The sequence below is a fragment of the Pseudomonas sp. P5_A12 genome (genome assembly GCF_056400685.1).
This window is the reverse complement of sequence record NZ_JBFUKU010000530.1, coordinates 1-1,905: the sequence shown is the minus strand read 5'-3', so window position 1 is coordinate 1,905 and position 1,905 is coordinate 1. Positions and strand designations below refer to the sequence as shown.

The following is a 1,905-nucleotide window of genomic DNA, read 5'->3' as shown; positions in this document are numbered from 1 at the left end:
ATACTCCCCTGCAGGGCACCATCACCAGCAACGGTTGCCGGATGCTAAAGGACTCACCACCCGCAAGCCGCACCAGTACTCTGATCTCCCGTTACGAGCAGGCCGGTGCAGTGCCATTCGGCAAGACCACCTGCCCTGAGTTCGGCTTGACCACCACCACCGAATCCCTGGCCTGGGGCCAGACCCATAACCCATGGAACCTGGCCATGAGCGCAGGTGGTTCTTCCGGAGGCGCGGCGGCAGCGGTGGCGGCAGGGATCGTGCCCGTAGCCCACGCCACCGATGGCGGCGGTTCGATTCGCATTCCGGCTTCGTACTGCGGCTTGGTCGGACTCAAGCCCAGCCGCTATCGCACCCCTAGCGGACCGCTGCATTTCGAAGGCTGGTTTGGCGCCAGTGTGGCCAACGTAGTCTCACGCACGGTACGCGATACCGCGCTGTTCCTTGATGTCGGGCAGGGCCATGAAACGGGCAGTGCGTATTGGTGCCCACCATTGGTGCGACCGTATGTAGAGGAATTGCAGCGCGAACCGGGCAAGCTACGTGTGGCCGTGGTGCGTCAGTCGCTGACCGGTGCGCCGCTTGAGCCGGCGATTGCCGCCACCCTGGAGCAGACAATCAAGCAGCTGCTGGCTCTGGGACACGAGATCGACGAGTTGACGCTCAACGTCGATCCGCGACAGTTGTTCGGTGCCCATGGCATGGTGATAGGTACCGCGGTGCGGACCCTGATTCACGACCGTGAGCAGGTGCTCGGAAGAGTTGCCACGGCGCAGGACCTGGAGAAGATCACCATGGTCAACCTGGAGCGTTCGAAGGGCATCAGTGGCGAGGACCTCTACCGCGCCCGCCAATCGTTCGAGAGTATCGGCGCAACCATGGAGCAGCACTTCGACCGCTTCGATGTGATCCTGTCGCCGGTCACCGGCAGCCTGACCCCAAAACTCGGCCTGTTGTCCCTGGACCAACCCTGGGACAGCTACGCCCACAATGCCATGGGCAGCGCCGGCTTCACGGTACTGGCCAACGTCAGCGGCCAACCGGCTATCTCCCTACCGCTTGGCCAGAGCGACGACGGCCTGCCGGTGGGCATGATGTTTACCGCTCGCCTGGGAGGAGAAGACGTGCTGCTGCGCCTGTCCAGCCAGCTGGAACAGGCCCATCCGTGGGCCGCTCGACGCGCCACGCTGTAACCGCCTGATGATCGTCCCCACGCGCCTGGGGATGATCATGTCCCTACAAACGAACCAGGTGCCGCGGTGTATTTGTTTGCGGGCAAGCCTCAAGCGTTATCACCCCTAGTCCACTTTGACGATGAACCCATTCCCCCGCAGCCCTGATCATGGGCTGCACTCCGCCAGCGCACCCGCAGCGTCGTCGGCGGTTTCTTTCTGACCTCAGCTAATGGCATAACAACAATGACGGCTCAAGTTCAGTCTCAGACCCACTATGACGTGATCGTCGTCGGTTCGGGCGCAGGTGCGATGACTTCGGCGGTGTTCCTCGCCGACCAGGGGATGCGCGTGCTGGTGGTGGAAAAAAGCGACCAGTACGGCGGCACGTCGGCGATCTCCGGCGGCGGTATCTGGATCCCGAATAACCACTACTTCACTCGAATGAAAGGCAACGACAGCTACGCTACGGCCCTGACCTACCTGCAAGCGGCGGCGGGCGAGCATGTCGATGACACGCGCCTGCGTGCCTACCTGGACAATGCGCCGAAGATGATCGAACAGCTCACCCGGATCAGCCGGGTGCGCTACGCGGTAGCGGCCAAGTATCCTGATTATTATCCACACCTGCCGGGGGCTCTGGCCGGTGGACGGACCCTGGATCCGGAGCTCTTCGACACCAGCCTGTTGGGTGAGGAACTGGCGAACCTGCGCAAACCGTCGCCTTCAACCC

Annotated in this window: 2 protein-coding genes; both read left to right on the top strand. The window is 62.7% G+C overall.

Features of this window, described 5'->3' with window-relative positions:
• The coding region (locus AC1DSG_RS30780; protein WP_477794236.1) for an amidase at positions 1-1,193 on the top strand (1,193 nt) is incomplete at its 5' end.
• Between the two features lie 225 nt (positions 1,194-1,418).
• Positions 1,419-1,905: FAD-dependent oxidoreductase (locus AC1DSG_RS30775; RefSeq protein ID WP_477794235.1), on the top strand; the 487-nt coding region annotated here is incomplete at its 3' end.